This is a genomic window from Pseudomonas aestiva, assembly GCF_039908605.1.
Classification (GTDB): Bacteria; Pseudomonadota; Gammaproteobacteria; order Pseudomonadales; family Pseudomonadaceae; genus Chryseomonas; species Chryseomonas aestiva.
Window position 1 is genome coordinate 680,440 of record NZ_CP150916.1, and the last position, 22,392, is coordinate 702,831.

At 64.7% G+C, this 22,392-nt stretch carries 22 protein-coding genes; 10 read left to right on the forward strand and 12 right to left on the reverse strand.

All coding sequences use genetic code 11. From position 1 onward, the window contains the following. Positions 1-2: 2 nt before the first annotated feature. From AABM56_RS03175 to AABM56_RS03195, 5 genes are all read right to left on the reverse strand, one after another. The gene (locus tag AABM56_RS03175) at positions 3-257 is read right to left on the reverse strand and encodes an acyl carrier protein (protein WP_133862227.1); all 255 of its coding nucleotides are present in this window, start codon (positions 255-257) and stop codon (positions 3-5) included. A 10-nt stretch (positions 258-267) separates the two neighbouring features. Beyond that, positions 268-528 carry a phosphopantetheine-binding protein gene (locus AABM56_RS03180; protein ID WP_017642722.1) on the reverse strand — a complete coding sequence of 87 codons (261 nt, stop codon included), beginning with the start codon at positions 526-528 and terminating at the stop codon, positions 268-270. Then, positions 521-1,288, reverse strand: a complete 768-nt coding sequence (locus AABM56_RS03185; RefSeq protein ID WP_133862226.1) for a 1-acyl-sn-glycerol-3-phosphate acyltransferase — start codon at positions 1,286-1,288, stop codon at positions 521-523. Before AABM56_RS03185 ends, AABM56_RS03180 begins: the two co-directional genes overlap by 8 nt. Beyond that, positions 1,285-2,007: a beta-ketoacyl synthase chain length factor gene (locus tag AABM56_RS03190; protein WP_133862225.1), complete on the reverse strand. Its 723-nt coding sequence runs from the start codon at positions 2,005-2,007 to the stop codon at positions 1,285-1,287. The genes AABM56_RS03185 and AABM56_RS03190 overlap by 4 nt, the downstream gene beginning before the upstream one ends. Positions 2,008-2,374: 367 nt before the next feature. After that, the gene (locus AABM56_RS03195) at positions 2,375-3,610 is read right to left on the reverse strand and encodes an MFS transporter (RefSeq protein ID WP_263259580.1); all 1,236 of its coding nucleotides are present in this window, start codon (positions 3,608-3,610) and stop codon (positions 2,375-2,377) included. A 149-nt stretch (positions 3,611-3,759) separates the two neighbouring features. Here AABM56_RS03195 and AABM56_RS03200 point away from each other — a divergent pair, with 149 nt between their 5' ends. Next, positions 3,760-4,647, forward strand: a complete 888-nt coding sequence (locus AABM56_RS03200; protein ID WP_133862223.1) for a LysR substrate-binding domain-containing protein — start codon at positions 3,760-3,762, stop codon at positions 4,645-4,647. 41 nt (positions 4,648-4,688) lie between these two features. On the opposite strand, the gene AABM56_RS03205 is transcribed toward AABM56_RS03200, so the two are convergent. The 3 genes from AABM56_RS03205 to AABM56_RS03215 form a co-directional block, all read right to left on the reverse strand. After that, positions 4,689-5,315: a hypothetical protein gene (locus tag AABM56_RS03205; RefSeq protein WP_133862222.1), complete on the reverse strand. Its 627-nt coding sequence runs from the start codon at positions 5,313-5,315 to the stop codon at positions 4,689-4,691. Between the two features lie 58 nt (positions 5,316-5,373). Further along, entirely contained in the window at positions 5,374-7,215 is a 1,842-nt protein-coding gene (locus AABM56_RS03210; protein ID WP_133862221.1) for a 3'-5' exonuclease, read from the reverse strand. 566 nt (positions 7,216-7,781) lie between these two features. Then, the gene (locus tag AABM56_RS03215; protein WP_133863237.1) at positions 7,782-8,174 is read right to left on the reverse strand and encodes a globin; all 393 of its coding nucleotides are present in this window, start codon (positions 8,172-8,174) and stop codon (positions 7,782-7,784) included. A 215-nt stretch (positions 8,175-8,389) separates the two neighbouring features. Here AABM56_RS03215 and AABM56_RS03220 point away from each other — a divergent pair, with 215 nt between their 5' ends. Further along, a complete protein-coding gene (locus AABM56_RS03220; protein ID WP_133863238.1) occupies positions 8,390-9,082 on the forward strand; it encodes a bacteriorhodopsin in 693 nt (230 codons plus the stop codon). Positions 9,083-9,084: 2 nt separating this feature from the next. Continuing rightward, complete coding sequence (locus AABM56_RS03225) at positions 9,085-9,936, forward strand: Brp/Blh family beta-carotene 15,15'-dioxygenase (protein WP_133863239.1); 852 nt, start codon at positions 9,085-9,087, stop codon at positions 9,934-9,936. Here the strand turns inward: AABM56_RS03225 and AABM56_RS03230 are convergent. Both AABM56_RS03230 and proP read right to left on the reverse strand, forming a co-directional pair. Continuing rightward, the gene (locus tag AABM56_RS03230) at positions 9,910-10,389 is read right to left on the reverse strand and encodes an Lrp/AsnC family transcriptional regulator (RefSeq protein WP_064309082.1); all 480 of its coding nucleotides are present in this window, start codon (positions 10,387-10,389) and stop codon (positions 9,910-9,912) included. The genes AABM56_RS03225 and AABM56_RS03230 overlap by 27 nt on opposite strands. 490 nt (positions 10,390-10,879) lie before the next feature. Then, a complete protein-coding gene (proP, locus tag AABM56_RS03235; RefSeq protein ID WP_133863240.1) occupies positions 10,880-12,331 on the reverse strand; it encodes a glycine betaine/L-proline transporter ProP in 1,452 nt (483 codons plus the stop codon). A 291-nt stretch (positions 12,332-12,622) separates the two neighbouring features. Here proP and AABM56_RS03240 point away from each other — a divergent pair, with 291 nt between their 5' ends. Continuing rightward, positions 12,623-13,603, forward strand: a complete 981-nt coding sequence (locus AABM56_RS03240) for a DUF6515 family protein (RefSeq protein ID WP_133863241.1) — start codon at positions 12,623-12,625, stop codon at positions 13,601-13,603. 19 nt (positions 13,604-13,622) lie between these two features. On the opposite strand, the gene AABM56_RS03245 is transcribed toward AABM56_RS03240, so the two are convergent. After that, positions 13,623-14,306: a class I SAM-dependent methyltransferase gene (locus tag AABM56_RS03245; protein ID WP_133863242.1), complete on the reverse strand. Its 684-nt coding sequence runs from the start codon at positions 14,304-14,306 to the stop codon at positions 13,623-13,625. A gap of 743 nt (positions 14,307-15,049) precedes the next feature. Between AABM56_RS03245 and AABM56_RS03250 the strand changes: the two genes are divergently transcribed. From AABM56_RS03250 to AABM56_RS03275, 6 genes are read left to right on the forward strand one after another with little or no spacing between them, the layout of a single operon-like run. Next, positions 15,050-15,556, forward strand: coding sequence for a GspH/FimT family pseudopilin (locus AABM56_RS03250; RefSeq protein ID WP_133863263.1), 507 nt, complete (start codon positions 15,050-15,052; stop codon positions 15,554-15,556). Further along, complete coding sequence (pilV, locus tag AABM56_RS03255) at positions 15,547-16,152, forward strand: type IV pilus modification protein PilV (RefSeq protein ID WP_133863243.1); 606 nt, start codon at positions 15,547-15,549, stop codon at positions 16,150-16,152. Before AABM56_RS03250 ends, pilV begins: the two co-directional genes overlap by 10 nt. After that, positions 16,149-16,889, forward strand: coding sequence for a PilW family protein (locus AABM56_RS03260; protein ID WP_133863244.1), 741 nt, complete (start codon positions 16,149-16,151; stop codon positions 16,887-16,889). The genes pilV and AABM56_RS03260 overlap by 4 nt, the downstream gene beginning before the upstream one ends. Further along, complete coding sequence (locus AABM56_RS03265) at positions 16,886-17,476, forward strand: PilX N-terminal domain-containing pilus assembly protein (protein WP_133863245.1); 591 nt, start codon at positions 16,886-16,888, stop codon at positions 17,474-17,476. Before AABM56_RS03260 ends, AABM56_RS03265 begins: the two co-directional genes overlap by 4 nt. Next, complete coding sequence (locus tag AABM56_RS03270) at positions 17,473-21,036, forward strand: pilus assembly protein (RefSeq protein ID WP_263259843.1); 3,564 nt, start codon at positions 17,473-17,475, stop codon at positions 21,034-21,036. Before AABM56_RS03265 ends, AABM56_RS03270 begins: the two co-directional genes overlap by 4 nt. Before the next feature lie 7 nt (positions 21,037-21,043). After that, on the forward strand, positions 21,044-21,496 hold the full coding sequence (locus AABM56_RS03275; RefSeq protein ID WP_133863246.1) for a type IV pilin protein: 453 nt from the start codon (positions 21,044-21,046) through the stop codon (positions 21,494-21,496). On the opposite strand, the gene AABM56_RS03280 is transcribed toward AABM56_RS03275, so the two are convergent. Next, complete coding sequence (locus AABM56_RS03280) at positions 21,493-22,332, reverse strand: DUF6502 family protein (protein WP_133863247.1); 840 nt, start codon at positions 22,330-22,332, stop codon at positions 21,493-21,495. The genes AABM56_RS03275 and AABM56_RS03280 overlap by 4 nt on opposite strands. Positions 22,333-22,392 lie beyond the last annotated feature (60 nt).

The window sequence follows — 22,392 nt, forward strand, 5'->3', positions numbered from 1 at the left end:
GATCAGGCGTCTGCCTGGCTGATGCGATAAACAGCCTCGACCACGTCGCCCACGGTGCGCACCTGGCGGAATTGCTCGGCGGCGATCTTGTGCCCGGTCTGGCGGCGCAGGTGGTCGATCAGGTCGACGGCGTCGATGCTGTCGATCTCCAGGTCCTCGTAGAGGTTGGCGTCCAGGGTCACCCGCTCGGGCTCCAGTTCGAAGAGTTCGACCAGGGCGCTGCGCAGGGTCTCGAAGATGGCTTCACGGCTTTGCATGGCGATCTCCTCAGGCGGCGCGCTGGGCGGCGACGAAGGCCGCAAGGGCGTTGACGTTGGCGAAATGGGTGCGGGTGTCCTTGGCTTCGGCGTCGATGCGGATGCCGTAGCGCTTCTGGATCGCCAGGCCCAGCTCCAGGGCGTCCACCGAATCCAGGCCCAGGCCGTCGCCGAACAGGATCTGGTCGTCGCCGATGTCGTCGACGGTGACGTCCTCGAGGCCGAGCGCCTCGATGATCAGGCTTTTGAGCTCAAGGTTGAGATCAGTCATGGTTGCCGGTTTCCTTCAGGTAGAGCTGGTGCAGCTGGTCGTTGAGTTCACGCGACGCCAGCGGCAGCGGCCGCCCGGCGAAGGTGGTGGGGTCGATGTCGGCGCCCACTTCCAGCTGGAAATCGAAGCGCCGGGAGGGGATGCGATACCAGGGCGTGGCCTTGGTCAGGGTGCTGGGCACCACGCGGATAATGACCGGGGTGATGCAGCGGGCGCCGCGCAGGGCGATGGCCGCGGCGCCACGATGGAAGCTCGGCGGCTCGCCGGGGGTGGTGCGGGTACCCTCGGGAAAGATGATCAGCGTCTGGCCTTCGCGCAGGGCGTCGGCGGCTTCGTCGAGCATCTCGGCGCTGCCGTTGTTGCTGATATAGCCGGCGGCCTGGATCTGCCGCTTGAGATAGGGGTTCTGCCAGAGGCCCTGCTTGACCACGCAATTGGCGTCGGGCACCAGGCCGATGAGCACCACCACGTCGATCAGCGAGGGATGGTTGGCGATGATCAACTGGCCCGGACGACCCAGCCGCTCGCGGCCCTGGATGCGCAGATTCATCACCCGGGTCAGCACCATGAAGGCGACGAAAAAGCGGAACAGCCGGGCATTGGCCCGCCGCGCACGCTGGCGGCGGCGCAGGGGATCGCCCGGCAGCACCAGCAGGAGCGGCAGGATCAGCAGGCGAAAGACCAGGGCGCCGCAACCGAACACCACGAAGTTGAGCCCCGTGGCCAGCAGTCGATAGCCGTAGTCCAGGCGGCCGCTCATCCGCAGGCCTCCGCCTGCCAGTGCCAGGCGCGCCCGGCATAGGCGAGGTGCAGGGCGCCAGGCGCTTCCAGCAGGCGCAGCAATTCCAGGGCATGGGGCCAGGCACTGCTCGCGGCATCCGCCGGTGCCGGCTCGCCGCTCAGGCCATGGCCGCTGCCTGGGGTGAGCAGCAGGCCCACGGCATAGGGAAAGGGGACATCGTCGATCTGCGGTGCATAGAGCGTCGGCGGCGCCTCTTCGGCGATCACCACCAGCACTCCGCTGGCGCCTTCGGCGAGCAGGGTGCAGGCCTCCAGCACGGCGTGTTCGAGACCGTCGCGGCCGGTGGCCAGGGCATTCATCTCGCTGTGGTCGCCGCGCAGGATCGACCATTGGCCGATGATGGCGTTGTGCACCGAGAGGCTGAACTGGGTCGGGGAGAGCGGCTCGCCGCGAGCCAGTTCCTGGAGGATGGCCAGGGTGCGCGGGGTCTCGCCATGGCGCGAGGCGAAGATCAGCGGCAGCGGCTCGCCATGGGCGTCGGCCAGCGGCCAGGCCACCTGGAAGGTCATGCGCGCCAGCCGGCTCAGGCGGCGGCGCTGCATGGCCGGCAGGAAGCTGGCATCGGGTTGGCTGCCGTCGTCCGCCGGACGCCAGGGCGCGGCGCACCACTGCCGCCAGGCGTCCTGGTCGCCAAGACCAGGTGCCCAGGCGCGCCAATCGCTAATCTGGAAGTGCATGTTCACAGCCGAATCTACCCCGGAGCCTTGCGTGCTTGCCGTTTCATCTATCCCTGATGAGCAGGGTATTGCAGCGTTCGGCGCGCATTATCCAAGCGGCTCCCACCCTAGGCAAACATTTGTCTGAACTTTGCGAAGGGGTGACAGTCGCGCCGCCAAGCCAGGGACAGGCTAGCGTGGCGGGAGGTAGAGGGCCCCTTTTCAGGGCACGAAACGCCGCTCCGTGCGACGAGCGGCAGTGGAAACGGCGATTTAGGGAAGAGCGCTGAAGGTAAAGGTGAAGCTTTCGCTGACGGTTATCGCGATCATGGCTGCAGGGACCGCTCCACGGGCGTTTCAACTTCAAGGGAGCGGTCGAGGCCTGGCGTCACGCCGCTGGCAACGGCTGCAACCTGGACAGGCGGACCGCCACGGCCAGGGCCGCGAGCAGCAGGGCGCCGATAAATAGGCCGACGCCGGTCCAGCCCCCCAGGTGCCAGCAGACACCGCCCAGGGTGCCCGCCACGCTGGAGCCGGCGTAGTAGCTGAACAGATAGAGCGACGACGCCTGGCCACGCGCCTGGCGCGCCCGCCGCCCCACCCAGCTGCTGGCCACGGAGTGGGCACCGAAGAAGCCGAAGGTGAACAGCAGCATGCCCGGCAGCACCAGCCACAGCGGGGTGAACAGGGTCAGCAGCAGGCCGCACAGCTTGAGCACGATGGCGCCAGCGAATACCTGCCGCCGGCCGAAGCGATCGGCCAGACTGCCGAACTTGGCCGAGCTGTAGATCCCCGCCAGATAGACCAGCGACAGCACGCCGATCCAGGCCTGGCTCAGGTGGTAGGGCTCGGCCAGCAGGCGATAGGCGATGTAGTTGAACAGGGTGACGAAGGCGCCCATCAGCAGGAAGGCTTCCAGGAACAGCCAGGGCAGCCCGGCATCGCGAAAGTGCAGGGCATAGCCGGCGAGCAGGCTGCGTGGCCGCAGCGGCCGTGGCTGAAAGCGCTTCGAAGCCGGCAGGCTGCGCTTGAACAGCACCGCCGCCACCAGGGCCAGCACCCCCAGGGCGCCGAGGGCGATGCGCCAGGAGACGAAATCCACCAGCACCCCGCTGATCACTCGCCCCGACATCCCGCCCAGGGCATTGCCGCTGATATAGAGGCCCATGGCATAGCCCAGGTGTTCGGGATGCACCTCTTCGGCCAGGTAGGTCATGGCCACTGCGGCCACCCCGGCCAGCGACAGCCCGACCAGGGCGCGGGTCACCAGGATGCCGTCCCAGGTGGGCATCAGGGCGCTGAGCAGGGTGAAGCCGCCTGCGGCGAACAGCGCATAGACCATCACCGACTTGCGCCCGATGGCATCGGAGATCGGCCCGGTCACCAGCAGGCCGCAGGCCATCAGGCCGGTGGCCAGGGACAGCGACAGACTGCTGGCCGCGGCGGTGAGGCCGAAGGCCTGGGAAAAGATCGGCATCAGCGGCTGCACGCAATAGAGCAGGGCGAAGGTGGCGAAGCCGCCGCAGAACAGCGCCAGGGCGGTGCGCAGGAATTGCGGCGTCCCCTTTTCGATGAAGGCGTCCGGTGCGTGCTGCGGCTCATTGGCGGCAGGGCGGGTTTCCAGCGGCGGGGCAGGGGGCGTGGCGGACGACCGGGACGTGTTCACGGGTACCTCAGGGCAGGTCTGATCTCATCACCCTAGGCTGGTCGCTGTCATATATCCAATATATTGTCCGTCTCGATTGATAGGTTTTACGACTCAATGGAGCCGACATGGAATTGCGCCACCTGAGGTACTTCGTGGCGGTGGCCGAAGAGCTGCACTTCGGTCGCGCCGCCCAGCGCCTGAATCTCTCCCAGCCGCCGCTCAGTCAGCAGATCCAGGCCCTGGAAACCGAACTGGGCACGCGTCTGCTGGAACGCACCAACCGACGCGTCGCCCTCACCGAGGCCGGTCGGCTGTTTCTCGACGAGGCCCGGCAGATCCTCCTGGCCAGCGAGCGCGCCGCCGAACGGGTCCGCCGCGCCGGCCGTGGCGAGACGGGGCAGTTGCAGGTGGGCTTCAGCGCCTCTTCACCCTTCGTCGCCACCATCCCCAAGACGCTGTTCGCCTATCGTCGCGCCTATCCCGAGGTGCGCCTGCAACTGCAGGAGATGAGCAGCCGTGAACAGATCGACGCCATGCTCGCCGGCAACCTGCAGATCGGCCTGATCCGCCCCATTGAATTGCCCGATGCTCTGGTGGCGGTCGAACTCTTCCGCGAACCCCTGGTGGTCGCCCTGAGACACGACCATCCACTGGCGCAGCAGGGTACCGCGCCGCTGCCTCTTGCTGCCCTCGCCGAAGAACCCTTCGTCTACTTCCCACGCAGCTTCGGCACTGGCCTCTACGAACAGCTCCACACCCTCGCCGCCCGGGCCGGTTTCACCCCGCGCATCGTCCAGGAGGCCAGTGAAGTCCTCATCATCCTCGGCCTGGTCGCCGCCGGCCTTGGTGTCAGCGTGCTGCCCGCCACCTACCAGCGGACCCAGATGGAAGGGTTGGTGTATCGGGAGCTGGACGATCCGGAGGCGACCTCGGCGGTGTGGTTGCTGAGGCGCCGGGATGAGGTGTCGCCGCAGGCGGAGGCGTTTGTGGCAATCCTGCTAGGCAAAGCCTGATATTGGCTAGTAATCGCAAAGGTTATTGAGGGGGAGGATAATCAAACTTTGCTTTTTTGATTTTGTGCTCTTTTTTCGGCGTGTGTTCTTAATCTGGCTTCGGGGTCTGACCAGATGTGACTTATTATGGAGTTATCCCGGTGTTCGAGGAAGTCCTCAAAAGAGCTGTCTTTGATGAAGTATCTGTCAGTGAGGCTGCGGATGGTGTTCAGGCGGTCTCTCGGATTTACTATTTCATGAACTATGGAGGTGAAGTGTTTTTGTAGTAGCTCTAGTTTTGAGTTTGCTGCATCACTTGGTTGCTGTTTGAGTAGTTTGTGCGATGCGACTAGAAAGTCTAGGGCAAGGTTTCTATACCCTTGGTAGGCGGGTGGTTTGTCCTTTCCATAGTGGTCGCCTTTGTCGATGTTGGGAAATAGGAATCTACCTTGCTCTATCAGGGCTGAGAGTTGCGCCAGGTGAGTAAGGTGCTCCACTGAGCCTCTGGAGAGCTTCAGGTTTTTCATTGAAATAAGCAAAACAACAACCTTCTCATGCCAGTCTTGGATCGCCGTGGCGTGAGTACTTATCAGGTTGAATCGTGCCGCTTTTCTGTCCTTTAGATAGAAGAAAGCCAAGCATGTCGACAGCGCCAGGGAAAGGGCTGCAATAATTCCTTCTATTTCCATTTTCTCTCCTTGCTTTAGTGCTTTTGAAGGTATTGATATTTTTCTAAGATGAGGCCGTTTATATAATTGTTCTGACGAGTTTTTCTGTGAATGAGGAAGCTCGCTGATACGTCATAACCAACCGATCTATCGCCCTGGTCATCGCCACATACAGCAATCGCGCCTCATCCGCTTCCGGCTCGCCTTGCTTGGGCATTTCGCCTAGTCCGGGAATCAATACCAAACCAAACTCCAACCCCTTGCTGGAGTGCATGCTGACGATCTTCACGCTGTCTTCGGCGTCGTAGAGCTGGGCGCGGCCCTTGTTGCTGGCGCCGGAACGGTAGGGGATGGCGACCTTCTTGAGTTCGTATTCGGCCTGGTAGGCCTGGCTGGTGCTGCGATAGAGGATGGCCATGTCGCTGAGCAGGCGGCCGGCGGCCTGTTCGTCGCGGATGCGGGCAATGAGCAGATCCCATTCCTCGCGGTCGCTGCCGCACTGGATGAGTTCGGGGAAGGGGCCGCGGCGACCGGCGCTTTCCGGGGCGATGAGGGGCACGCCGTCTTCGCTGGCATCGCGGCTGGTCAGCAGCTCGGTGGCGAAGGCGCGGGCGACGGCGAGGATTTCCACCGTGTTGCGGTAGTTGAGCTTGAGGATGGTGGTGCGGCCCTGGGCCTGGATGCCGACGCTGGCGAAGCTGAAGTCCAGCGCCTTCTTGCCGCCCTTGCTGCGGTAGATGGCCTGGGCGTCGTCATAGAGCACTAGCAGGGACTGGGTGCTGGGATCGACCATCTGCACCACCAGCGTGAACCACTCGGGGGCGAAGTCATGGCCTTCGTCGATCAGCACGGCGCTGTACTGGCCGCGAGGGATCTGGCCGCGGTTGACGGCGTCGATGGTGTGCTCGACCAACTGCGTTGCATAGCGATCTGGCGACGGATTCCACTTGGGTTTGTCAGCGTTGTAGGCCGTGAGGATCTCCGAACACCAGCCGTGGAAATTCTGCACCACCACCCGTTCGCCCAGGCCCTTCTGCTCGATCACCTGGCGTAGCCGCCCGGCCAGGGACTTGTTGTAGCAGAGCACCAGGATGGGTTTGACCGAGACCTTGGCCAGGTGGGCGCAGCGATAGCCGAGGATCATGGTCTTGCCACTGCCGGCGGCGCCGTGGATGACGCGGTGGCCGTCGCCCAGGGAGCGCGCCAGTTGTTCCTGCTGCAGGTCCATGACCTTGATCAGGCTGGGCAGCGGCGCCTCGGCGGCGTCGAACAGGCCGAATTGGCCAGGCTGGCTGTTGACCCGTACCTCGGGGTAGAGGTGATAACGCACCCGGTCGATCTGCGGCAGGCTGAGGGCGCAGGGAAAGACGTGGGGGAACATGTCCCAGAGGCGTTGCTGGAAGGCTTCCGGGTCGGCGGACTCGGTCATCTCGTCCTGGAAGAGCACGCGCTGGGGATCGAGGACGTCGGCGAGATCGGTCTGCTCGAACTGGCGCCGGGTGATGCCGGTGAGCACCACGCCCCAGCCCCAGGGCATGATCAGCTGGCCCGGATGGGGCGAGCCGGCGCTCTGGCGCAGCAGCGGGTCCTTTTTCAGCAGCAGGTCGACTTCGAGGATGTAGGAGCGGGCTTGCAGCAAGGGATTGGCGACGGTCTTCAGGCCGTCCTGGGTATGCAGCCGCACCTTGCCCGGGGTGACGGATTCCAGGGTGGCCAGCTTCCAGTCCTTGACCTCCAGCACCAGGATGCCGCGGCGCGGATGAAGTATGACGAAATCCGGATAGCGCGCCTTGGGGCCGACCGGGACGTTGCTCCAGCAGAGGTAGTCGTCTTCGAGCAATTTTTCCAGGCGTTCGGCGAAGCGGCGTTCACCGGGGGTATCGAACTGGCACTGGCTGCGAGCTGGGAAAAAGCGGGCCATCGGTCATCCATTCCGAGAGGCGGCAGGGTGCGGTGAAGCGAGACCTGGCGCACAAAAATCCTTTCGTCATACGTTAGTCAGGCAGGTGCGGCGGGTAAAGCGCGAGACGGATGTTGCCAGGCGATTGGCCGAGTTGGCCGACCGATGGTGGCTGGCAGGTGGCCGGTATTGGGCTGTCTTGGGTGGGATAGCGGTACTTCGGGGTTTGGTTTGCCCTCACCCCGGCCCTCTCCCGGGGGGAGAGGGGGCGTTTGGGTGGGGTGCGATGCCTTGGGGTGTTGGGCTTCGAGGGTGGGGCTGTCTCAGCCCAACCTACGGTGTCTGGTTTGTCCTCACCCCAGCCCTCTCCAGCAGGGAGAGGGGGCGTTTGGGGGATGAGCGGTGCCTTGGGGTGTTGGGCTTCGACGGTGGGGCTGTCTCAGCCCAACCTACGGGGTCTGGTTTGCCCTCACCCCCGGCCCTCTCCCGGGGGGAGAAAGGGCATTTGGGTGGGGAGCGGTGCCGTGGGGTGTTGGGCTGAGCGCGGCGAAGCCCAACAGGCCCCAGGCCCCAGACCCCAGGCCCGCTCAGTAGTAGCTGCGCATCACCGCGATTCCCGCTTCCAGCACGCCCTGCCATTCCTGGCGCAGCGCGGGAGAGAAGTCAGCATCGTGTTGGGTCAGGGTGGCGAGCAGACAGTCGACCCAGAGGTCGTAGAGCTCGGGGTCGATGTTCAGCCGTGCGCGGCAATGGCTTTCGCCAAGCTGACGCAGCTTGGTGGTGGGCATGCCACGGGCCACCAGGACCAGGTTCATGACGCCGTGGCGCAGCAGCAGCTTCTGCGCGGCCATGTCGGTATGGACGAACTTCTCCCGGACCCGGGACGAGCTGGCCAGGAAGCGCTGGTAGAAATCATCGAAGAAGGCGGGGCTGGCGCAGCAGCGTCCATAGCTCAGCATCACGTTCTGGGCCGGCAGCATGCGGATTCCTGGGCGGGCATGAAGCGGCGCAGCCTGCCTGGGCGCGGGGCCGGCCGTGTTGATCCGGATCAGGTGACAGCCAGTTTGCCGCCCTGAAACATTTTGAACCAATTCACAGGGCCGCTTCTCTACCCTAGGCGCAGCGGTAGCCGAGAAACCCCTACTCCAGAGGGTCTGGTTCGTCGCGGCGCGACTAACGTCCCCCGGAGAACCCCATGAGTCAGACTCCCCTGCTAATCGGCTTCGTCATCATGTCGCTGGCTTCCCTGGCCATCTATGCCAAGGGTGCGCATCGCGGACCGTTGCGCGGCCATACCCTGGTCCATGCCGCGGTGCCCTTCATCGCCGCCACGGCCTATCTTTCCATGTACCTGGGAGTCGGCAATCTGATCAAGCCCGATGGGAGCATCACTTATCTGGCTCGCTACCTGGACTGGACCTTCACCACGCCGCTGCTGCTGGCCGGGGTAGTCAGTTCAGCCTATCTGGGCGCACGCGAGCAGGAAGGCCAGGCCGGCTTCGTGGCATCCATCGTCACCCTGGACGTGGTGATGATCGTGACTGGCCTGGTGGCCTCCCTGGCGCCCTACGGCACCCTCAAGTGGGTGTTCTTCGCTTGGTCCTGCGCGGCCTTCGTCGGGGTGCTCTATCTGCTGTGGAAACCGCTGGCGGCCCTGGCTGGGCAGCACGCTGCGATCGGCGCGGCCTATCGCAAGAATGTCGGCTTTCTCAGTGTGCTCTGGCTGATCTATCCGGTGGTCTTCGCCGTGGGTCCCGAGGGGGGCTGGGCGGTGAGCGACGCCGCCACGGTCTGGGTCTTCCTGATCCTCGATGTGCTGGCCAAGGTGGTTTATGCCTTCACCTCGGAGCGCAATCTCAAGGCGGCCCTGGCGCGACCTGGCGTCTAGGGATGAGCGTGAGCGGGCGCGGCTGGCTGGCGCTGGTGCTGACCGCCGGGCTCGCCAGTCTGGCGGGCGGGGCCGGGCAACTGGCCTATGCCCTGGCGGTAGGCCTGGGTCTGGGCCTGCTGCATGGGGCCAGCGATCTGCGCCTGGTCGCACCCGGGCGGCGCCTCGCCTTTCTCGGCTGCTATCTGGCGACAGCCCTGGCCTGCCTGCTCTGCTGGCAACTGGCGGGCACGGCAGCGCTGCTGCTGTTCCTGCTGCTCTCGGCCTGGCATTTCGCCCATGAAGACGAGCTGTTTCCCAATCGACTGACCTCGCTGGCCCTGGGGCTGTTCATCATTGGCGGTCCGGCGGTGGTGCACGAAGCCGCCGTCGCCCGGTTGCTGGGCCTGGCCATGGGGCCGGCTGCCTCTCTGGCCCTCGCAGACTGGCTGGCCCGCGTGCTCGCCCTGGGTGGGCTGCTGGCGCTGCCGGTGCTGTTGCTGGCCGCCTGGCAGCAGCGGTGCCCCAGGTTGGCGGTGACGCTGCTGGCTGTGGTGCTGGCGCCGCCCCTGGTCGGGTTCGCCCTGGGCTTCTACCTGCTGCACGCCGCGCCCCAGACCGGGGTACGCCAGCGGCTACTGGGTGCGGCCACCTTCAAGGCCTATCTGCGTCTGACGTGGCCGATCCTGCTGGGCGCTGCGCTGTTTACCCTGGCCGGCGGCCTGGTGTTCCTGCTGCAGGAGCGTACCGGCATCCGCGCGCTGTTCGCCGTGCTGGCTGCCTTCGCCGTGCCGCACATGCTGGTGTTGCCGCGTTTTCTCGAAGCCGGCGTCGAAGCCGCGCCGCGCTCAAGGCCGCAGGTGATTGAGCGGTAGTTCGGTGCTGGCCAGGATCTGGTTGAGCACAAAGCTCGATCGCACGCTTGAGACGCCCTCGATGCGCGTCAGGGTGCCCAGCAGCAGCTGCTGGTAGTGCTCCATGTCGGGCACGACGACCTTGAGCTGATAGTCCGCATCCATGCCGGTGACCAGGCAGCACTCCAGCACCTCGGGGCACTGGGCGATGATGGCCTGGAAGTTCTCGAAGCGCTCCGGAGTGTGCCTGTCCATGCCGATCAGCACGAAGGCGGTCAGCGACAGGCCAAGTTTCTTGCGGTCGAGCAGGGCGACCTGGCGGGTGATGTAGCCGCTGTCTTCCAGTTGCTTGACCCGGCGCGAGCAGGGCGAGGGCGACAGGCCAATGCGTTCGGCCAATTCCTGGTTGGAGAGACGCGCATCGCGCTGCAGTTCTGCCAAGATTTTCAGATCGAAGCGATCGAGTTTGTCCATTTTGTGTGCCTTGCGCTAGCTGATTGCGCCCAATCCTAGGTTTGTGGCCATGGATTGCGCAAGAGGCAGGAAAGAAGCTGCACAACGCAACCCGCTGCCGGCAGCAGGGGCGTAAGCTGAACTCAACTTCGATAGCCCGGTAGAGCTGTCCAACGAAGGCGCCCCAGGAGGGCCTTTCGCATCGTCAACGACGGTATCCCGTCCGCGACGCCCGGGCCCGCCCAGGTCACCATTCCTGGACGATCGCAGCCACCGTCACGAGCGGTGCGAGAGGACAACGAATTCAAGGGGAGGCCGCAAGGTCTCCCCTTTTCTTTTGGGTGGAAGTTTTGGAGTTGGTCTTACCCTCACCCCGGCCCTCTCCCAGGGGGAGAGGGGGCGTTTGGGGGAGGTTGGGTGGGAAGAGCATCGCGGCCGTGGGCCGCTCCTACCGCGTTACATGCCTGTAGGAGCGGCCGCATCGGCGGACCGCCATGGCCGCGATCGGGGCTTACGCCTGCCCGGGCGGCTGCTTGTCCACGGTCAGAGGCGCGTCGCTGGCGAGGAATTCCTTGGCCTCCTCTTCGCTGGCCACCGAGGGCGGCGAGCCGCGCAGGGGCTGGCCGGCGGTTTCGCGCACAGTAAGCATGGTCAGGATGCCGATCACCGCCGCGGCCATCATGTAGTAGGCCGGCACCAGGGGGTCACCGGTCTTTTCCACCAGCCAGGCGGTGACCAGCGGGGTGGTCCCGCCAAACAGCGACACCGAGATGTTGAAGGCGATGGACAGGGCGCTGTAGCGGATCGGGGTGTAGAACAGCGCCGGCAGGGTGGAAGGCATGGTGCTGGTAAAGCAGGCCAGGGCCATGCCCAGGAGCATCAGGCCGAGGAAGATCAGCCAGTCGTGGCCGCTGCCGATCAGCTTGAGGCAGGGAATCGCCAGCACCAGGATCGCCAGGCAGGCACCGATGATCATCGGCTTGCGACCCAGGCGGTCACTGAAGAAGCCACCGAGGATGTTGAGCGGCATCATCACCACCATGACGATGAGGATCAGCAGCAGGCCCTTGGTCTCGGCATAGCCCATGGTCACGGCCAGGTAGCTGGGCATGTAGGTCAGCAGCATGTAGTCGGTGACGTTGAACACCAGCACCAGGCCGATGCACTTGAGCAGGGCGACGCGATGCAGGGTGAACAGCTCGCGCAGGCTGTGCGCCGGGCCGTCCGCCGCCTTGCCTTCGTTGGCCTCGGTATGGGCCTTGAATGCCGGGGTCTCTTCCAGCTTGAGACGCATGTAGAGGCCGAGCAGGCCGAGCGGGCCGGCGATGAAGAAGGGCACGCGCCAGCCCCAGTCGAGCAGCTGCTCCTGGGTCAGGGCCGCGGTGAGCGCCGTCACCGTTCCCGCGCCGGCGATATAGCCGGCCAGGGTACCGAATTCCAGCCAGCTGCCCATGCGTCCGCGGGTCTTGTCGGTGGCGTATTCGGCGATGAAGGTCGCCGCCCCTCCGTATTCACCGCCGGTGGAGAAGCCCTGCACCACGCGCGCCAGCAGCAGCAGGGCGGGCGCCCAGATGCCGATGCTCTGGTAGCTGGGGATGAGGCCGATGCTAAAGGTGCCCAGGGCCATCATGATCATGGTCAGGGCCAGCACCTTCTGGCGACCGTACTTGTCACCCAGGGGGCCGAACACCATGCCGCCGATGGGGCGAACCAGGAAGGCCACGGTAAAGGTGGCGAAGGTGGCGATCAGTTGGGCCGCGGCATCGCCGTCGGGAAAGAAGACCTTGCCCAGGGTCACGGCCAGATAGCCATAGACGCCGAAGTCGAACCACTCCATGGCGTTGCCAAGGGCGGCGGCGCCGACGGCGCGCTTGACCAGGGAATTGTCGACGATAGTGAGGTCGTCCGGCTTTACCTCATGGCGACGCTTGAACCAGCCAACGTGATGATGGTGTTTCGACATGTGTTTTCCTCCTTGCGTGGGGCCATAGACCCGAGCGGACCGCTAGAAGTGCGATGACAGAGGGGCAGAAACTTCCCCGCTACCCCCAGGGATCGACCCCGGGAATGCCCGAAGCCCGAGATGATTGCAGGCGCGGGCGTTCGCTCCGTCCTTGCGGGCTCCGGGTTTCTCGGCGCGCTCTCGGCACCTGCAGTGGCCGTTCGATGGCAGATCGGCGCGGGGCTAACAGCCAGGCTGGGGCAGGGTCCAAGCCTTGGGGTACTCTGGGTCATCCCCTCGTGGAGCCGTGCGATGAAATCGCCTGCCGTGCTGTGTGCGCTTGTCCTTTCCGGCGTTTCCCTGTGGAGCGCCGGGCCCGCCTGGGCCGATAACAACTATCGCCTCGGCGGCGGCTATGTCACGCCCCCGGCGGGCGCCCAGCCGCCGCCGGTCATGCCCCCAGGCAATGCCGGACGCTGGCAGGGCGGCGGTCAGGGTGGCTGGAATGGCGGCCCGCCCGGGCGGGGCGACGGTCCCGGGCGCGGCAATGGTCCGGCCTTGGAGCGCTGGGAGCGCAACGACCCCCCACCACCGCGGCCGGGCTATCAGCCGGCCTGGCAGGATCGACCCGTCCCCGTGCCGCGTCCCGGCTACATGATGCCGGCGCCCGACCAGCCGGGTCGGAACTATCCGCCGCCCCCGCCACCGCGTCCGGAGCGGGATCCGCACTGGGCTGGCCAGCGTCTGGGCTGGGGCGCCAATCCCCAGTGGCGACCGGGTTTCGAGGTGCCGGGCGTGCCGGCCGGCTTCACCCGCGTCTGGTACCGGAACAGCCAGTATTACTATGCCGACGGCTACTGGTATCGACCCCAGGGGCCGCGCTATGTGGTGACCCTGCCGCCGACCGGGGTGCGCGTCAGCGTCCTGCCGGCCTTCGCCGAGACCCTGTGGATGGGCGGCACCACCTACTACTTCGCCGCGGGCAGCTACTACCGCACCGATCCGGGCGGCGGCTTCGTCACCGTCGCCGATCCCAACGTGGCGGCCGTGCCGACCACGACGGCAGCGCCGGCAGGAACGGGTTACGACGCCTATGACGTCACCGCCTATCCCTTGCAGGGGCAATCGCCGCAGCGCTACGCCACGGATCGCTACGACTGTCGGCGCTACGCTGCCGGAGAGTCGGGCTTCGATCCCGAACGACCCGGCGCGGTCGCCGATCCCTACCTGACCCAGCGCTTCCGCCAGGCCTTGGCGGCCTGTCTGGCGGGGCGTGGCTATCGCGTGGAGTAGCCGTCGCCTGGAGTAGCGCTCAGTCGTTGGTCAGTTGCACCAGGGTGAACAGTCCGAAGGGAGGCACGCTGCTGCGACTGGCGCGGCGCAGGTCTTCGCGGGAGAGGATGGAGTCCATGGCGAAGTCCGGGTGCCAGCCAAGCTTGCGCGAGGCCGGCGCCAGGGCCTTTTCCGCCAGCAGCCGCAGGCCGCTCTCGGCCTGGAAGTGATTGACCAGCAGCAGGTGACCGCCCGGCTTCACCACCCGCCGCATCTCCTGCATCAGCTTGCGCGGATTGGGCACCACGGAGGCCACGAACATGGCCACGGCGATATCGAAGGAGCCGGTGGGCAGCCCGGTGTCCTCGGCATTGGCTTCGAGCAGGGCGTCCACCGTGGTGATGGCGTCGCGGCTGACGCGCTCCCGGGCCTTGGCCAGCATGTCGGGCGAGAGATCGATGCCGGTGACGCGCTTGTCGGCGCTGTAGTGGGGCAGGGCCAGCCCCGTCCCTACCCCCACTTCCAGTACCCGGGTACCCGCCAGGGCGTTGACCGCCGCCACCGCGCGCTTGCGGCCGGGGGCGGAAACGCCGCCGAACACCCGATCATAGACATTGGCCCAGCGCCGATAGGCGGAAATGATGGCGGCATTGTCCAGCGCGGAGTGCGGTGCGGAGCTGTCGGCAGTATTCAGCGAATAATCGATTTTCTTCGAGTCGTGCATAGCGGCCTTGTCATTGTCGGTAGATGAAAGCAGCGGCGTTAAGAAGCAAATTCGGCGCGTCGTCCGAGGGTGATAAGTGCGATCTATGGGTGGCTACAGGCGTTGCGCTATTTCGTCATGCGGATTGAAAGATGGCCTGGCGCTTGGCTGTCCAGGGCCTGGAAGCCAGGCGTAGCGGCTGCTCCAGATAGGGTCGTTACCGTTTTAGAACAATTTAACGGGGTTTGGCTAGTTACGGCTGGTGTTATGTCGCCTGGATGAGAAGTTGGTAGTTTTAATTGTTTTTGATTGTTCGTTCTTTCAATTTAAATATTATTTTATTGTTTGTTCGTTCAATTAATGGACTTGGCCAGTTACCCAGCGGCGTTCTTTCTGGGGCAGCTCCGGGTAGGAGAGAACGAGCACAAAGCCGAGAGCGGCGGAAGGCGGGGAGGGTAGGGAAAGCCATGGCCAGCGGGCCGTGAGGCGTCTCCATTAAAAGTCTTACCTTTGCCAGGGCGTCAACCGATCAAGACCTGCGTTTCAGAGCATGCGAGAAAGCGACAGATGCTTAGATAGCATATTGATAGGTGGCTTTATTTACGTTATGCAAAGGAATCCGCCACGCTGCCATCACTCGTTTCGCTCATCTCCGCGCCGTCCAGTCATCCCGCCAAGATGGCCGAATATCCCGCTATTGCTGATTTACAGCCCGCTTGAGTGCAGCATCCTCGCCATTCCGTCACGCACAAGGCAGACCTGGCATGCAAAAGGCTGCGGGCTTCACTCTTACCGAATTGCTCATAGTCATGGCGCTGGTGGCGATTCTGGTCTCCATCGCAACCCCCGGCTTCGGCGCCATGACGAGAGCCAATCGCGTCCTCGTGGCCACGAATGAGCTGACTAATCTGCTCACCTATGCCCGGAGCGAGGCCTTGACCCGCGGGCTCAACGTCAGCGTCGAGGCCCCCGACGTCAACAACTGGTCCGGGGCGCTCAAGGTCACCACCGCCAGCAGTACAGTGACCGGTGGCGTGGAAATCCTGAGGACCTTCGAGGGCACCGGCCTGGCGCCCAGCGGCCTTAGCAGCACCGGGACGGCCACGCGCCTGACCTTCAGGCCCAACGGCACCCTGGCGAGCGCCTTTACCGTCCGGCTCTGCGCCAGCAACGACAGAAGCACTCCGGGCAAGCTCCTCACCGTCAGCCAGGGTGGCCATACCGAAGTGGCCGATTTCACACCGACGTCAGTGAGCAGCGGATGCAGTTGAGCCGCGAGTCTTACCAGGCAGGCTTCAGCCTGATCGAGGTGCTGGTGAGCCTGGTGATCATCTGTATCGGCGTGCTGGGCCTGGTGGCGCTGCAGTCGCGCAGCCTGGTGCTTTCCCAGGATGCCATCCAGCGCAACAACGCCATCATGCTGGCGGGTGATCTGCTGGAGCTGATGCGCAGCAACGCCGGGACCGCGCTGGACAGCAAGGGTCGGTTCAGCGCCGACAGTCCCTACGCCAAGTCGGTCGGTAAGGACTTCACCACCCGGGCCTTGGAGGCGGCCGATGGCTCCTGTGCCAGCCTCGCTCGGGGCCAGGGCGGGGAGACCATCGCCGGCAAGGATCTGACCTGCTGGCTGCAGCAGGTGCGGACGCTGCTACCGGTCAGCGATGCCATCCTCAAGGCCAACTTCGCGGTATGCCCGACGCGCCAGCCGCCCCAGGTTGGCAGCGCCGCGCCCTATGCGGACCCCGATGCCTGCGTGTCACCCGATGCCTCCATGGTCATGATCGTCCTTGCCTGGCAGGACAATACCGGCAACAGCGCCGGCTGCAGTGGCGGCCTGTGCTTCTACACCCTGAGGGGCGCGTTATGAGAGCGCAGCGCGGCCTGTCCATCATCGAGCTGATGGTCGCCCTGACCCTGAGCAGCTTTCTCATCCTGGCGGTGACCCAGCTGTACCTGAACAACAAGCGACATGCGCTATTCCAGGAAGGCCAGGTCAGCAACGAGGAAAACGGCCGGACTGCCCTGCTGCTGCTCGACCAGCAACTGGCGCGCGCGGGCTTCAGGGCCAATCCGACCCTGCAGACGACGCTGGAGACCGCCTTTGCCGCGCGTCCCGCTGGCAACGGCTGTCCGGCGATGAGTAGCGGCCAGACCATCGCCCTGACCGACGACAAGACCGGGCTGTGCCTGCGCTACCAGGGCGAGACCAACGGCAAGGACAGCGACTGTCTGGGCAATCCTATCGCCGAAGATGCCAACGGTAACGGTACCGAGGTGCTGACCCGTATTAGCTACGTCGCCGATCCCGCTGGCACCCTTGGCCGCGGTACCCTGCAATGCAGCGCCCAGGGCAGGCCGGCCCAGGTCATCGTCGCCGGCCTGGCGGATTTCGTCTGGTTCACGCTGCCCACCCTCAGCCAGCCGAGTCAGGCCGTGCGCTATGCCGCGCTGTTTTCCAGTCGCGCCGTACCCACCGAGGGTATGGCCAACGCCATGGCCGCCAATTGGAAGCCCCTCACCGGGCGCGAACTGCCCGCGGGCGCCAGCACCCAGGTGCTGCAGATCGTCCAGGGCAGCGTCACCTTGCGGAATCTGATGCCATGACGTCCCGTTCACCCCGAAACCAGGGGGGCGCGGTGCTGCTGATCGCCCTGGTCATGCTCCTGCTGCTCACCCTGCTGGCCGTCACCAGCATGCGCGAGACCACCTTGCAGAATCGGGTGGGTGGCAATGTCTCCGAACAGAAACGCGCCTACAACGCCGCCGAATCGGCGCTGCGCGAAGCCGAACGGCGGCTCAGCAGCCTGCGGGGGACCCTGGCCTTCGGCAATGCCAGCGGCGGCTTCGACTCCTGCACGACCAGTGCGAATGCCCTGGCGGCCACTGTCGAGAATCTGTGCATCCTCAGCGACAGCAAGGACCTCGACACCCAGGCCAAGGTCCAGGCCTGGGCCAAGGTCGCTCTGCAGACCCTGGACCCGGTACCAGCGGAAAACTCCGTAGGTTATCGCGGTTTCGATGGCCAATCCCGCTATCGCCTGGCGCCACGCTGGGTGATCACTGCGGTGGGCAGCTCCAGCAGCGAGCTCTACGACAGCACCTACTACTACCGCGTCACCGCCGTTGCACGCAGTGGTGGCGCACGCTTCCCGGTCATTCTGCAAAGCATCGTCAAGCTGGAGGTGCCATGAACCTTTCATCCCGTCTGGCGCTGCTAACCTCGCTGCTTGCTTCCGTCAGCGCCAGTGCCAGCAACTTGAACATCAGCCAGCAACCGCTGTTCCTGAGTACCGGCGTCGACCCCAATATCATCGTCACGCTGGACAACTCCAACAGCATGAAGTGGGGCTTCATTCCGGACTCATTGGGATACAGCGCCAATGGCCTGCGCACCACGCGACGGGTCAAGTCGGCGGCCTTCAATGCGCTCTACTACAACCCGGCGGTGAGCTATGCCGTGCCGAAGAAGGTCACCTTCAGCAATGGGGTTCTGACGACCTCGGACTATCCGGTCAGCAGCGGCACCGGCTTCGATTTCACCCGGGTATACGTGAACGGCTTCCGACCCGGGGCCGGCACCGTGGATCTGAGCCGGGACTATCGCGTCGCCTGGGAATACGACACCGCTCGCGGCCAGGACACGAATTACAACGCTGGGACCAATTATGGTGGCGCTACCGGCACTATCTATTACCTGGCAGAAAATCCCAGAGCGGATTTCTATGTCTGGTGGAACGATAGGACCGAGGCTGGGGTTCCAGCCTATTACTACGCGTTCAACAAGGGAAATCCCAACTGCCAGACTTCGAATGAAGACTGCTACACCCTAGTGAATCCCACTTCCGCGGCGGATCGGCAGAACTTCGCCATCTGGTATGCCTTCTATCGCAATCGTGCCCTGAGCATGCAGTCGTCGGCCAATCTGGCCTTCTCGCAATTTTCCAGTTCGGTGCGGCTGACCTGGCAGGACCTGAGCAACTGCACCACCCTGAACTCCGGCACCGACTGTGAAGGAATCAGCTACCGCGGCAGCAACCAGCTGCGCACCTTCGATGGCCAGGCGCGAGCCAATTTCTTCCGGTGGCTGGGCGATATCAACTTCAATACCGGCACGCCGCTGCGTAGCGCCCTGGATCGCGCCGGGCGCTTCCTGCAGACCAGCGGCAAGGACGCGCCCTACGCCAAGGACCCCGGGGTGACCCAGAGTCCCGAATACGCCTGCCGCCCGAGTTATCAGATCATGATGACCGATGGTAAGTGGAACTCGGACAACATCGGCGCCGGCAATGTGGATGGCAGTGGCCAGACGCTTCCAGACGGCATCAGGTACTCGCCGCGGGCGCCTTTCACCGACAGCGCGAGCAATACCCTGGCCGACCTGGCGTTCAAGTACTGGGCGACCGATGCCCAGCCAGGCATCCCGAACCAGCTTTCGCCCTATGTCCGCGACGCCAGCAGCAACACTGATACCCAGTACTGGAATCCTAAGAACGATCCGGCGACCTGGCAACATCTGGTCACCTATACCGTCGGCTTCGGCCTGAGTTCGTCGCTGACCAATCCGGCCTGGGGCGGCAGCACCTTCGCCGGCGGCTACAGCCCGACCATGAGTTGGCCCGCCGCCAGCAGCGACAGTGACAACAACGTCTACGACCTCTGGCACGCGGCGATCAACTCCCGCGGCGACTTCTTCAGCGCGGACGATGCCAATGGCCTGGTCGATTCCCTGAATCAGGTGGTCAATCGTATCGCCCAGACCAATACGGCCAGCGCCGGCCAGGCCTCGTCACCGCTGCTGGACAGCACCCAGAGCTCCAACTACAGCTATGTACCCAGTTTCTCCAGCAGCGACTGGAGCGGCGACCTTGCCAAGTACCTGCGCACCTCGACGAGCACCACCAGGGTCTGGAGTGCCCAGAGTCGTCTGGATACGACCTATGGCGCGGGCGGCTTTGCCGCGCGCAAGGTGTACATGAGCGTGGGCGGGGTGCGTCAGCCATTTATCTGGAGCAATCTGAGCGACGACCAGAAAGCGACGCTGAACCGCAACGCCAGTGGTACCCGCGACGGCTATGGCGAGGCCCGGGTCAATTACCTGCGGGGCGATCGCAGCAAGGAAAGCCAGACGGCCACGCCGGCCCTGCGCATTCGCAATCATCTGCTCGGCGACATCATCGATTCGACACCGGCGCTGGTCAGTACGCCCAGCAGTCCCGCTGCCAGGATGAATGCGCTCGGCGCTGCCGGCAGCTACAGCGCCTTCCAGCAGAAATGGGCGAAGCGCGCCACGCGGATCTACGTCGGTGCCAACGACGGCATGCTGCACGCCTTCGACGACAACGGCGACGAGGCCTTCGCCTTTGTTCCCAGTGCGGTCATCCCAAATCTCTACAAGCTCAGCGATCCGAGCTACACCAGCAGCACCCACCAGTTTTCGGTGGACGGCGCCCCGGTGGTGCAGGACGTCTACTACGACAATGACTGGCATAGCGTGCTGATCGGCACCCTGAGAGGCGGTGGTCGGGCGGTGTTCGCCCTGGACGTCACCGATCCCGATAATCCCAAGGTTCTCTGGGAGCTCAGTGCCAGCGATCCGGATTTCAGCGAGCTCGGCCTGACCTACAGCCAGCCCGTGGTCGCTCGGCTGCACAGTGGCGACTGGGCGGTGCTGCTGGCCAACGGTTACAACGGTGCCAATGACAAGGCGGTGCTCTATGCCCTGGACGTCAAGACCGGCAAGCGCCTCGCCGCGCTCACGCCCGAGCCCAAGGACGGTCTGACCACCCCCAATGGTCTGGCTGCGCCGACGGTGGCCGATGTCGATGGTGATCTGATCGCCGACTACGTTTACGCGGGCGACCTGCACGGCAATCTCTGGCGCTTCGACCTGATCGGCAGCGAGCTCAAGGCCAATGCCAGCGCGAGCACCTTCAAGGTCGCCTTTGGCGGAGCGCCCCTGTATCGCGCCCGGGCGTCCCGCTACACCAGCGGCGACGCCAACCAGGTCCAGGCCATCACCGCGGCGCCACGCCTGCTGCGGCATCCCTCGGGGATCGGCCATCTGCTGCTCTTTGGCACCGGCAAGTACCTGGAGGCCGGCGACGCCACCGCCGTTACCGGCAAGGCCATGAGCCTGTATGGCATCTGGGACCGCCAGACGGCAGGCAAGGCCGCCGACAGCACGCCGACCCTCAGCACGGCCAATCTGCAGGTGCAGACCCTGGGCAGCGACACTCAACTCACCTATACCAGTACGGCCCAGGTTTCGATCACCACGACGGCCAATACCCTGAGCACCAACGCGGTGGACTGGTATGGCGACAGCAACAGGACCGGCAAGTACGGCTGGTACCTCAACCTGCCGTCGACGGGGGAGATGATCGTCACCAAGCCGCTCTACCTGGCCGATACCCTGCTCGCCGCGGCCCTGGTGCCCAATGACAATCCTTGCGATTCGGGCGCCGTTACCTATCTTTATGCAGTGGATCCCTACACGGGTGGCGGGACCGATCACCTGCAACTGGGCAGCCAGCTCCGCTACGCCCGTCTGCAGATGGCCGGACTGCTCAGCGGACTGAACGCCTTCGTGTATGGCGATGGTCCTATCAGTGTGGGCGGTACCCTCCTGCCGGGCGACAACAATGGGTCACAAGGAGGTGGTGGTGGTGGTGGCATTGGAGGCGTGCCGTTAACCAAGCCATCCGAGCGGCAGACCTGGCGTACCTTCTCCAATCAGAATCCCGATCCCTGAGGTAGCGATGCGAGCACGAGGCTTTACCCTGATCGAGCTGATGATCGTCGTGGCGATCGTTGGCATCCTGGCGGCCATCGCCTATCCGAGTTATCAGAACTACGTACTGCGCTCCAACCGCAGTGAGGGCCAGGCTCTGCTCAACGAGGCGGCGGCGCGGATGGAGCGTTTCTATGCGCAGAACAATGCCTATCCGACCAGCGTGGCCAATCTGAACATCGTCAACAACAGGACGCCGGCGGGCAGCCAGACGGTGACCTCGACCAGCGGCTACTACCAGTTGAGTGCCGCCATCTATGCCGCCAACAGCGCGGACTACGCCAGCAACGGTCCCTATCTGCTGACCGCTACCCGCAGTGGTACCCAGACCCGCGATACCCTGTGTGGCGATCTCACCCTCAATGCCCAGGGCGTGAAAGGGATCAAGGGTTCCGGCAATGCCGCCGACTGCTGGCGCTAATCCTCCCGCCCCTGTACCAGGCCGGCATCCCGGTCCTGTTCCACACGATAGCCGCCAAAGCCTAGGGTCACCCGCTGGGTGGCGTCGGGCTTGCCGGCGTCGCGGGCTTCGTGTTCGACCACCAGGCGGTTGAGGCGGTTGAGCAGGTGCATGGATTCGTCGTAGGCGGTGCGATAGAGACTCAGGGTCGAGTCCTGGGTCAGGTTGTGGCCGTAGACCACGTGAAAGGTGAAGTCCGGCGCGGCGCGGTCCTGCAGGTAGAGGCGCTCGAAGCCGGCCAGCAGGTCGCCGGTGAAGTGGGCCAGCAGCCGCCCCGCGCCTTCCTGGCTCTCGGTGCCGCGCAGCAGCGAGCGGGGCGTGAGCACCACGCGGTCTTCCTCGTCGAGACGGGCGTAACCCTTGCGCAGCCATTCATCCAGCACGGTGCGGGCGCGGACGTCGCTGCCGACACTGGCGACCAGGGCGTCGAAACTCTGTTCGCCGCCGCGCCGCTGGGTGCGGGGGAGGGGGCGCAGATTGCCCTCGGCATCGAGCAGATCCAGCCGTGAGGTCCAGGCGCTGAGCACCTGCCATTCCAGGCTGGGCGTACAGGGTGTGCGTTCCGGGCTGGCCTCGCGCAGGGCGCGGACCTCGCGGCGCGGCAGGCCGGTCAGCACCGAGATGCGACTGTCGGAATTGGGCTTGTCGCGCAGCGGTTCGAAATCCTGGGCGACCTCGAAGTAGGTCTGGCGCAGCAGGCGATCGAAGGTCTGGTAGGTCACGCCGGAGGCGATGGCGATACGCACCAGCCGACCGATCAGGCTGCGCAGAAGCAAGGGTACCTTGGTGGAAAGCATGGGGGACTCGACGCGGCAGACGCCCGCCCATCTTCGCGGGGCCTCGGGCCCCCGTCAAAC

Bases quoted from the DNA above. Each gene is read 5' to 3' on its own strand.
- AABM56_RS03175 (WP_133862227.1), bottom strand. From the start codon at position 257: ATGCAAAGCCGTGAAGCCATCTTCGAGACCCTGCGCAGCGCCCTGGTC.
- AABM56_RS03180 (WP_017642722.1), bottom strand. From the start codon at position 528: ATGACTGATCTCAACCTTGAGCTCAAAAGCCTGATCATCGAGGCGCTC.
- AABM56_RS03185 (WP_133862226.1), bottom strand. From the start codon at position 1,288: ATGAGCGGCCGCCTGGACTACGGCTATCGACTGCTGGCCACGGGGCTC.
- AABM56_RS03190 (WP_133862225.1), bottom strand. From the start codon at position 2,007: ATGCACTTCCAGATTAGCGATTGGCGCGCCTGGGCACCTGGTCTTGGC.
- AABM56_RS03200 (WP_133862223.1), top strand. From the start codon at position 3,760: ATGGAATTGCGCCACCTGAGGTACTTCGTGGCGGTGGCCGAAGAGCTG.
- AABM56_RS03205 (WP_133862222.1), bottom strand. From the start codon at position 5,315: ATGGAAATAGAAGGAATTATTGCAGCCCTTTCCCTGGCGCTGTCGACA.
- AABM56_RS03210 (WP_133862221.1), bottom strand. From the start codon at position 7,215: ATGGCCCGCTTTTTCCCAGCTCGCAGCCAGTGCCAGTTCGATACCCCC.
- AABM56_RS03215 (WP_133863237.1), bottom strand. From the start codon at position 8,174: ATGCTGCCGGCCCAGAACGTGATGCTGAGCTATGGACGCTGCTGCGCC.
- AABM56_RS03220 (WP_133863238.1), top strand. From the start codon at position 8,390: ATGAGTCAGACTCCCCTGCTAATCGGCTTCGTCATCATGTCGCTGGCT.
- AABM56_RS03225 (WP_133863239.1), top strand. From the start codon at position 9,085: ATGAGCGTGAGCGGGCGCGGCTGGCTGGCGCTGGTGCTGACCGCCGGG.
- AABM56_RS03230 (WP_064309082.1), bottom strand. From the start codon at position 10,389: ATGGACAAACTCGATCGCTTCGATCTGAAAATCTTGGCAGAACTGCAG.
- proP (WP_133863240.1), bottom strand. From the start codon at position 12,331: ATGTCGAAACACCATCATCACGTTGGCTGGTTCAAGCGTCGCCATGAG.
- AABM56_RS03240 (WP_133863241.1), top strand. From the start codon at position 12,623: ATGAAATCGCCTGCCGTGCTGTGTGCGCTTGTCCTTTCCGGCGTTTCC.
- AABM56_RS03245 (WP_133863242.1), bottom strand. From the start codon at position 14,306: ATGCACGACTCGAAGAAAATCGATTATTCGCTGAATACTGCCGACAGC.
- AABM56_RS03250 (WP_133863263.1), top strand. From the start codon at position 15,050: ATGCAAAAGGCTGCGGGCTTCACTCTTACCGAATTGCTCATAGTCATG.
- pilV (WP_133863243.1), top strand. From the start codon at position 15,547: ATGCAGTTGAGCCGCGAGTCTTACCAGGCAGGCTTCAGCCTGATCGAG.
- AABM56_RS03260 (WP_133863244.1), top strand. From the start codon at position 16,149: ATGAGAGCGCAGCGCGGCCTGTCCATCATCGAGCTGATGGTCGCCCTG.
- AABM56_RS03265 (WP_133863245.1), top strand. From the start codon at position 16,886: ATGACGTCCCGTTCACCCCGAAACCAGGGGGGCGCGGTGCTGCTGATC.
- AABM56_RS03270 (WP_263259843.1), top strand. From the start codon at position 17,473: ATGAACCTTTCATCCCGTCTGGCGCTGCTAACCTCGCTGCTTGCTTCC.
- AABM56_RS03275 (WP_133863246.1), top strand. From the start codon at position 21,044: ATGCGAGCACGAGGCTTTACCCTGATCGAGCTGATGATCGTCGTGGCG.
- AABM56_RS03280 (WP_133863247.1), bottom strand. From the start codon at position 22,332: ATGCTTTCCACCAAGGTACCCTTGCTTCTGCGCAGCCTGATCGGTCGG.